The sequence below is a fragment of the Paraburkholderia phenoliruptrix genome, from assembly GCF_019511605.1.
GTDB lineage: Bacteria > Pseudomonadota > Gammaproteobacteria > Burkholderiales > Burkholderiaceae > Paraburkholderia > Paraburkholderia phenoliruptrix_A.
On the sequence record NZ_JAEUAV010000021.1, the window covers coordinates 109,995 to 118,077 of the forward strand.

The following is an 8,083-nucleotide window of genomic DNA, read 5'->3' on the forward strand; positions in this document are numbered from 1 at the left end:
TTGGATCTCATCATGCACAAACAAATCTTTGTGAATCTCGCCGTCGACAATCTCGAACGGTCGAAGGCGTTTTTCAGCGCGCTCGGTTTCAGCTTTGACCCGCAATTCACCAACGAACAGGCGGCGTGTCTGGTCCTCGGTGAGAATCTTTACGCAATGCTGCTGGTGAAAGAGCTGTTCAAATCGTTCACGCGCAAATCGCTTTGTGATCCGAAGGAAAGTACGGAAGCACTCGTTGGTTTGTCATGCGAAAGCCGTGGCGAAGTGGACGCGCTGGTCGCCAAAGCAGTGGCCGCGGGTGGCAGCGTGCCGCGCGCGCCGCAGGACTACGGCTTCATGTATGGCCACGGTTTCGAAGACATAGACGGCCATATCTGGGAACTGATCTACATGGACCCGAACGCCAGAGCGGCGGGCTGACTCTGTGACGAAACTGGCCACTCATCGTGCCATCGAGGCCGTCTGGCGGATCGAGTCCGCCAAGGTTATCGCCCACGTCGCGCGGATGGTGCGCGACGTCGGGCTCGCCGAAGAACTGGCGCAAGACGCGCTGGTGTCCGCGCTCGAGCATTGGCCCGACGCTGGCGTTCCCGACAATCCTGGGGCGTGGCTGATGGCAACGGCAAAAAATCGCGCGCTCGACCGCTTGCGGCAGGAAGCACTGCACGCCCGCAAGCGCCAGGAGCTGGGCCACGACATGGACGCGCTCGAGGCGCATCTTGTGCCCGATTTCGTCGATGCACTGGACGCCGCGCGTGCCGACGACATCGGCGACGACCTGCTGCGGCTCGTATTCACCGCGTGTCATCCGGTGTTGTCGACGGACGCCCGCGTCGCGCTCACGCTGCGCCTGCTCGGCGGGCTGACGACCGACGAAATAGCGCGCGCGTTTCTTGTGCCGGAGCCGACCATCGCGCAACGAATCGTGCGGGCGAAGCGCACCCTTTCGGCGGCCAAAGTGCCGTTCGAGGTGCCGCAGGCCGAAGCACGCGCGCCGAGGCTCGCGTCGGTGCTGCAAGTGATCTATCTGATTTTCAACGAAGGCTATTCCGCCACCGCCGGCGACGACTGGATGCGCCCGGCACTCTGCGAGGAAGCGCTGCGGCTTGGGCGCGTGCTCAGCGGCCTCGTGCCCGACGAAAGCGAGGTGCACGGCCTTGTCGCGTTGATGGAGATTCAGGCTTCGCGCATGCATGCGCGCACCGACGCGCAAGGCCGCCCGGTGCTGTTGCTCGATCAGGATCGCAGCCGTTGGGACCCGCTGCTGATTCGCCGCGGACTGGCTGCGCTCAGCACGGCACACGCGCTGGGCGGCGCGAGCGGGCCATATGCGTTGCAGGCGGCGCTGGCCGCATGTCATGCGCGCGCGCATAGGGCGGAAGACACGGATTGGGCGCAGATCGTCGCTTTGTACGACGCACTGGCGCAGGTGGCGCCTTCGCCGGTTGTCGAGTTGAACCGCGCGGTGGCGGTGGGCATGGCATTCGGTCCGGCTGCGGGGCTTGAGATCGTGGATGCGCTCGCCGCCGATGCAAGGCTTGCGAACTACCACTGGCTGCCGAGTGTGCGCGGCGATCTGCTTGCCAAACTAGGCCGCATGGATGAAGCGCGCGCGGAGTTCCAGCGCGCTGCCGCCATGACGGGCAATGCACGCGAACGCGAGCTGCTGCTCGAACGGGCGCGTTCTAGCATGCAGTAGGCTGCGGCGAGTTTGTGCGCATAAACTCGCTGGCGGTCTGGCGGTCTGGCGGTCTGGCGGTCTGGCGGTCTGGCGGTCTGGCGGTCTGCCCAGCCGCGCATCCGCCGTGGCACGCAGCAACCCGCCTCGATGACGGCAGGTGCCGCGCAAGCCGTCACCGAAGCAGCTGACGCACACCCAGCGCGATAATCACGCCGCCGCACACGCGGTCGACCCACGCCTTGCTACGCCGATATGCCGACGCGATGTGCGCCTGCGACAGAGTCAACGCGACAAAGCCATACCAGCTGCTTGCCACGACGAACACCATGCCAAGCATCGCCAGAAAGGTGCCAATGGTCTCGTTCGGCGGTGCCGCCGACGAAAACACCGCAGCGAAGAACGCGACCGATTTGGGGTTCGCGATATTCGTCGCGAATCCTTGCACGAACGCTAGCCGGATGCTGCCGTTCGCTGCTTGCACCGCCTGCTCGTGCTTGCCTCGCGAAGCCTTGAAGATGAGTCGTCCGCCGAACCACAGCAGATAGGCGGCGCCCGCCAACTTCACGGCGAACGCAAGCCACGGAAACGCCGCAAACACCATCCCGACGCCCAGGATCGCGCAACTCGCCTAAAAGAGGTTGACGAGCACAATGCCCGCCACTACCGCGAGCGCTTCAACGCGCGTAGCCGACGCGGCCTTATGGGCGACGGCAACGAAGTTCGGGCCGGGAATTACCACGCCGGCCACATAGACGGACAACACGCCGAGAACAGCTGCGCTATCGACCACGCCGATCTCCCTTCAGGACGCGAAAAATGCCAGCGCGCCGGTTGCAACGCCCGCCAGCGCGACCACAAAAGAAAGGTTGCGCAGCCACTTCTTGCGCGTGAGCAACGTGATCGCGCACAACGCAATGGCGACCTGAATGAGCGTCGTGGCCTGTGCCCAGCGATGGTGGCCATGCAGCAGCGCTTCGCTTTTCGCGTCGTTATCGAGCACTTCTTTTTCAATTGCTTCGGCTTTCGCGCGAATCGGCTCTTTTTGCTGCTTGTATTTGTCGACGTCCGCGACAAATTTTGCGTGCGCCTCGGAGTTTTCGCCCGACAGCGCGGCGCCCAGCTCGGCCAGGTTCTGCTTCTCGCCCTTCGCCTGGTAGTAGTTCCATTGGTTCGAGGCTTCCGTCTTCTTGATGGCGGCTTCGTTCTTGTAGTACAGCGCGAGGTTTTCGCTATTGCCGCTTTGGTACGCGCATAGCGCGCCGATTGTCGCGAGCACCGCCGTGATGACGGCCATGCGGCTCCCGAAAGAGTCCGCGTCGTGGTGACCGGCGTGATGCACCGCATGGTCGTGCGGACCGTGCACTTCATACTCTTCAGACATCAGATTCTCCAAGGCAAACTGTCTTGTTTCGCCGGGCGTCGCGAGCGCCCGGCGGCATGAATCTTAGCCTGTGATGCGGCACGGCTGGAAAAACGCTGCGTCCGGCAGAGCCTACGGCGTTCCTATTCAGGTGCGATGGCCCATCCATAGCAGCAGAAGCGATAGCGTGACGACGGAGCCGAGCGTCGACAGCAGGATGGTGCGCGACGTGATGTGCGCTTCGCGGTCGTAAAACTCCGCCAACATGAATGGTCCCGTGCCGGTGGGCAGCGCCGCCAGCACGACCGCCATTTCGACCAGCGCCGGCGAGAGGCCGAAGACGCGCGCTGCGAGCCACCATGTCAGCGCCGGCTGCGCAACCAGTTTGACGAGCGTGAGCAGCCACGCAATGCCGCGCGTGCCGGGCGGCGACGGACGCTTTTCCGCGAGAAACAGGCCGAGGCTTACCAACGCGCAGGGACTGGCCGCGCCGCTCAGCAGCTTGAGAAACGTCTCCGCGCTAGCGGGCAGCGGCACGTGCGTGCTGGCGAACAGCGCCCCTGCGACAGGCGACACGATCAGCGGATTGCGCGCCAGAGAGCCGAGCACTTTCAGGCCAAGTTTGTGCGGTGTGCGTTCTGTCTGCAAACCGATTTCGATCAACACGATGGCGCCCGCGAACAGCACGCACGCCACCAGAATGGTCGCGATGGTGGTGGGCGTTAGGCTCGCCTGACCGAACGCGATCATGCCGAGCGGAAAGCCGATGTAGCCCGTGTTTGGATATGACGCGGCGATGGCGTCGACACTCGCGTCGGCGAGATGCCGGCCGTTCACAAGGCGCATGACGAGAATCAGCGCAAAGATGCCCGCGCATGCCGCCGAAAACGTAACGACGAAGGCCGGCTGATACAGCTGCTGCCACGTGGCGCGCGCCATGGTGTCGAACAGCAGGGCAGGGAGGGCGAGCCACACCACGAAGCGATTGAGTTCCGACGCCGAGTTCGGCCCGAGCACACCGCCCCGGCGGCAGGCAAAACCCGCGAATATGAGGCCGAAGACGGGAAGCAGAATCTCGAGAGTGGCTAGCATCGGTGTAAAGCGCGTGAGCGAAGGCGCGAATAGGAAGGGCGACGCGTCAGCGTAGTGATTTGCGTTGATACAATCCAATACTGTTTTTTGGCTCCAGCGATACCTTTTATGCATCGTCGAAATGAATGGGTGAGACCGTGCTCGACATCAAGCCGCTGCGCTACTTCGTGACGCTGGCCGAGACGCGCCATTTCGGGCGCGCGGCGACGCGCCTGAATCTGTCGCAGCCTCCGTTAAGCCGCCAACTCGCGGCATTGGAAGCGAGCCTCGGCGTGACGCTGATCGAGCGCAGCCCTCGCAGCGTGACGCTCACTGCCGCGGGCGAGCGCTTTTACGCGGATGCCAAAGCGATTCTCGCTTCGGTGGAGCAGGCGGTGAGCAATGCCCAGGCAGCGGCGTCCGGCGACGCGGGCAAGCTCGCCATCGGCTTCACCATGTGTGCGGCCTATAGCGTGGTGCCGGGTTACGCGCGGGCGTTCGGTGCGGCATATCCCGAGGTCGCATTGAATCTGCGCGAGGTGGTGTCCAACGATCTTGCCGCGCAGGTGGTGGCGGGGCACATCGACGCGGCCATCATGTTTCCGCATCAGCCGGACAAGGGGCTGGCCACGCGCACGATTCTGCGCGAGCCGCTGTGCGTGGCGTTATCGCGCGCTCATCCGCGAGCCCGCGCGCGGCGGCTCGCCATTGCGCAATTGGCCGGTGAGCCGTTCGTGCTCGCATCCGAGGAAGTGGCGCCCACTTTGCGCGCCGCGATTCTCGATCATTGCCGCTCGCGTGGTTTCGAGCCGGACATTCGGTTCGAAGTGCAATTGCAGCAGACGGTGCTGAGTCTTGTTGACGAAGGCGTGGGTGTCGCGCTCGTGCCGGCTTCCATGCGCAAGGCGCAGCTTGCGGGCGTGGTGTTCAAGCCGCTGGTTGATGCGCCTTTGATCGAGCAGGTGCTGGCGTGGTCGCCGGGTAATCGGAATCCTTGTTTGGGGCGGTTTTTGGAGTTGGCGTAGGGGGCGCGACCGTCCTTGTTCCCGCCATTGCGCTTATGCTTGCTTGCGCTCGATGGCGCGTAACAACGGACTGTCAGGGGCGATGCGGACGAAAAACTGGGGCGGTTGAAAGCCCGCTGATACCTCTCTGAGTTCCGTGAGAGAAACGGAGCCGGCAAGACGGCGTGCTTCGTGTAAACCCAACGCGAAACCTGTCGATATCCCGTCGAAGTATTGGAAAAACTCTTTCCGCGAAATTCCGGAAACGCTCGCGAATCTGCGCCACAAGGTTGCAGGTGCGAGCGTGTGAGCCGCGCTTACCTTGGCGTATCCGACGACACGGCCAACGGGAAGCTTCACATAAATCCACACCACCGTGCCCGCCTTGACATTCATTGCTCTTCGGCGAAGTTCCACATGCTTGGTTCCAGCAAAAATATTGTTGGCGTGGCGCTCCTCAAGAGAGATTAGTACATGTTCTGGCTGTTCCATAAGCAAACCCTTCTTGAAGGATTCCCATAAGCTGTGTTTCGTTAATTGCGCGGGTCGTCAGGAGCTGAGTGGGGCTGCCGCAGCCTAGCTTTTCGAGCGTTGCACGGGCCACCGGACGCTCGAGACACACAATATTGTCGAACGCCGTCACTGTCTTCACCAGCGATTCTCCTATCGCTTGCAATGCCGCCGCGTCGAGGACCGAGGGATCAAGGTCGGCGTTTTGCATGGCATCTTGCGATTTCAGATATGCATGCTTCACACGCGCGATCGCAACAATCGCTCCAATCCCCCCGCCTTTGCCAGATTCATAAAACAGAATGAGACTACCACGCTTGAATTGCTTCAACGTTGCCGCGCCGCTCACATAATGCCGTTCCTTGTACAACTGTGCGCGCGCGTGCGGAAGCAAGCTCTTTTGCGGGGAATGCGCCAGCAGGTGCTCGGCGAAAGCACTCCGCACAGGTGTGATGACGGCCGGTCGGCCGGGAAGACAGAAGAGCCCGGGCGAAAGCAACGTTTCGAGCGCCATCAAGGGGACGTAGGTCACGTTGCCGTCAGGTCTCACCAGGCGAACCTGTTGATCGATGTTACGGTACGCCGGGACCGTGTCCGGAAGGCGTACCCGGCCCACGCTGAAGATTTCCGCTGCCCGTTGAGCCCAGTTTGCCGGCGCGATGATGCCGGGGACAACAAGTTTCGTCAACCACGTGTCGTCTGCCAATCCGCCAAAGCCAAGCCCTGCTGCTATTTCCCGCATCTGAGCCTGTTTCGCAGGAAACTTGAGCCTGATCTGCGAAGTATTCCCAGTGGTAGTCTGTTCAATGACACACCCCAGTAAAAGCCTGGCGGCACTTGACGCGGCTGCGTGCGTTTCGTCGACAGCGGCTCGTACGTTGACGATGCCAGGGCCAAATGTCTTTGGCCATGTGAGATAGCCGATCAGGCTGTCCTGCGACCATACCCCATATCGATTGCTCACTCTTTCGTTTGAATCTACAGCGGCCCACTCAGCAACGACGGCGGCGACAGGAACGCCAAGTTGGGACAGTAGACGACGTACCGCCGGTTCTTCTGACCGTGAAATGGAGGTCAGCGATAGCGACACGATTTCACTGGTGTCGAGCAATTGCTCTTTCGCGGCCCCTGCGCTCAATGTCCTGAACACGGCGGGCGAGACTACATGAATGCCGTAACGCTCGTTCAGCTTTGCTGCAGCGTTGAGAATGGAGCCGTCGTTGGTAATGAGACCGGTTAGCCGATGATGCACGGCTGTCGCCAAATGCCGTAGATCCGAAAGGTCGTTGCAGCTGAGCGCGTTGGCGCGTTGTCGCTCCGGAAACACGATGTTTGCGAGGTCAGCAGCGAGTGTTTCCGACTCCTTCGTGACCGGTGCTGGAAATGATGGAAAGATGCGCGCGTAAGCCAACATGGGGTCAGTCACACCCACAGCGGCTGTCCGTTCCAGTTCGGCCGTGATTTCGGTGCTCAACGCGAGTTGACAATAGCCTGCCCTCTCCGATTTGAACAGATCCAGCACTTGTTCGTTTCGACTGCGGCGCGGGCCTAGATCGAATAGCACATTGAGATCGAGGAGAAAAAGCGGAACCTCCGCCGCAGATGTAGAGCAAAGACCTAGCGGATCGCTCGCGCTGACGCCGCTGGCCGCAAATAGCTGTGGAGTGTCGAGCTCATGGCTACGTACAAGAATTGTCCGGTTTCTCGTTTCTCCACCGCGAGCAATGCTTTGTACATAAAACCCTTGGCTTTCCCAAAATCTGTTTGCGTCCTGCAGGTCCTCCGCTACTCGCGCATAGAGTGAGATGAAAGCGTGGTCTGTCAGGTGTTGCTTAAGATGGTTCAATAGAAGGGTCGCGATGCCGCACTGCCTGAACGGGGGCCTGACAAACATCTGGAGTACCCGTCCTTTGGGATGCCGCGCCTCGAAGAGAAGATGGCCGACGTATGACAGTGCTTCAGTGTTACCTTCAACGGCTATGAAAAGCTGTTCTTTGCGAGCAAAGTCTTCAAAAACGCTTGCGGGGAAAAACCCCAATGAGTTTTTGTCGCTATCCGCTGCGGCGATGGCGGAGCCAACGAACGGCGCAACGTCTGCGTAACGATCCAATATGCGAATAGCTTGTTCATTCTTGACCATCTTTGTGCCTCGCCTGCTACGCTCTGCCCATTGACTAAACACGCGACTCTAGTGGGCCGGCCAGGTCGCGTTTTCTTTGCCCGACAATGCCTGCGGCCGCGCTGAGCGGAAAAGATATTATCATTTAGGTAAGCATAATAGTTTGTCGGCAAGACATGTTCTTTGACGCCAAGCGTTGGTAAACGATTTCCGCGATGTGTGTGGAAAAACTCTTACTCCAAGCGATCCGAAATGGAAGCCACTGCGTTGAATGAACACAATTCGTTGAAACGAGATTCTCCATTCGTTATGTCCAATCACCCCCCCACCCTCACCAC

General features: G+C 60.8%; 7 protein-coding genes and 1 pseudogene. 3 read left to right on the forward strand and 5 right to left on the reverse strand.

The features are described 5' to 3' along the window. Positions 1–12 precede the first annotated feature (12 nt). Positions 13–420: a VOC family protein gene (locus JNB89_RS23235; protein ID WP_013342259.1), complete on the forward strand. Its 408-nt coding sequence runs from the start codon at positions 13–15 to the stop codon at positions 418–420. 4 nt (positions 421–424) lie between these two features. After that, complete coding sequence (locus tag JNB89_RS23240) at positions 425–1,699, forward strand: RNA polymerase sigma factor (RefSeq protein ID WP_220363739.1); 1,275 nt, start codon at positions 425–427, stop codon at positions 1,697–1,699. Positions 1,700–1,853: 154 nt separating this feature from the next. On the opposite strand, the pseudogene JNB89_RS23245 reads toward JNB89_RS23240, so the two are convergent. The 3 genes and pseudogenes from JNB89_RS23245 to JNB89_RS23255 all read right to left on the reverse strand — a co-directional run bounded on the left by JNB89_RS23245 (position 1,854) and on the right by JNB89_RS23255 (position 4,133). After that, positions 1,854–2,471, reverse strand: a pseudogene (locus JNB89_RS23245) (LysE family translocator). A gap of 12 nt (positions 2,472–2,483) precedes the next feature. Continuing rightward, the gene (locus JNB89_RS23250) at positions 2,484–3,062 is read right to left on the reverse strand and encodes a DUF4337 domain-containing protein (RefSeq protein WP_013342262.1); all 579 of its coding nucleotides are present in this window, start codon (positions 3,060–3,062) and stop codon (positions 2,484–2,486) included. A 126-nt stretch (positions 3,063–3,188) separates the two neighbouring features. Next, positions 3,189–4,133: an AEC family transporter gene (locus JNB89_RS23255; protein WP_220363740.1), complete on the reverse strand. Its 945-nt coding sequence runs from the start codon at positions 4,131–4,133 to the stop codon at positions 3,189–3,191. A gap of 137 nt (positions 4,134–4,270) precedes the next feature. Here JNB89_RS23255 and JNB89_RS23260 point away from each other — a divergent pair, with 137 nt between their 5' ends. Beyond that, positions 4,271–5,137 (forward strand): LysR family transcriptional regulator, encoded by an 867-nt coding sequence (locus JNB89_RS23260; protein WP_220363745.1) that lies wholly within the window; start codon positions 4,271–4,273, stop codon positions 5,135–5,137. Positions 5,138–5,170: 33 nt separating this feature from the next. Here the strand turns inward: JNB89_RS23260 and JNB89_RS23265 are convergent, their stop codons facing one another. Both JNB89_RS23265 and JNB89_RS23270 read right to left on the reverse strand, forming a co-directional pair. After that, a complete protein-coding gene (locus tag JNB89_RS23265) occupies positions 5,171–5,608 on the reverse strand; it encodes a transcriptional regulator (protein WP_220363741.1) in 438 nt (145 codons plus the stop codon). Next, positions 5,574–7,766 carry a GNAT family N-acetyltransferase gene (locus JNB89_RS23270; protein WP_220363742.1) on the reverse strand — a complete coding sequence of 731 codons (2,193 nt, stop codon included), beginning with the start codon at positions 7,764–7,766 and terminating at the stop codon, positions 5,574–5,576. The genes JNB89_RS23265 and JNB89_RS23270 overlap by 35 nt, the downstream gene beginning before the upstream one ends. Positions 7,767–8,083 lie beyond the last annotated feature (317 nt).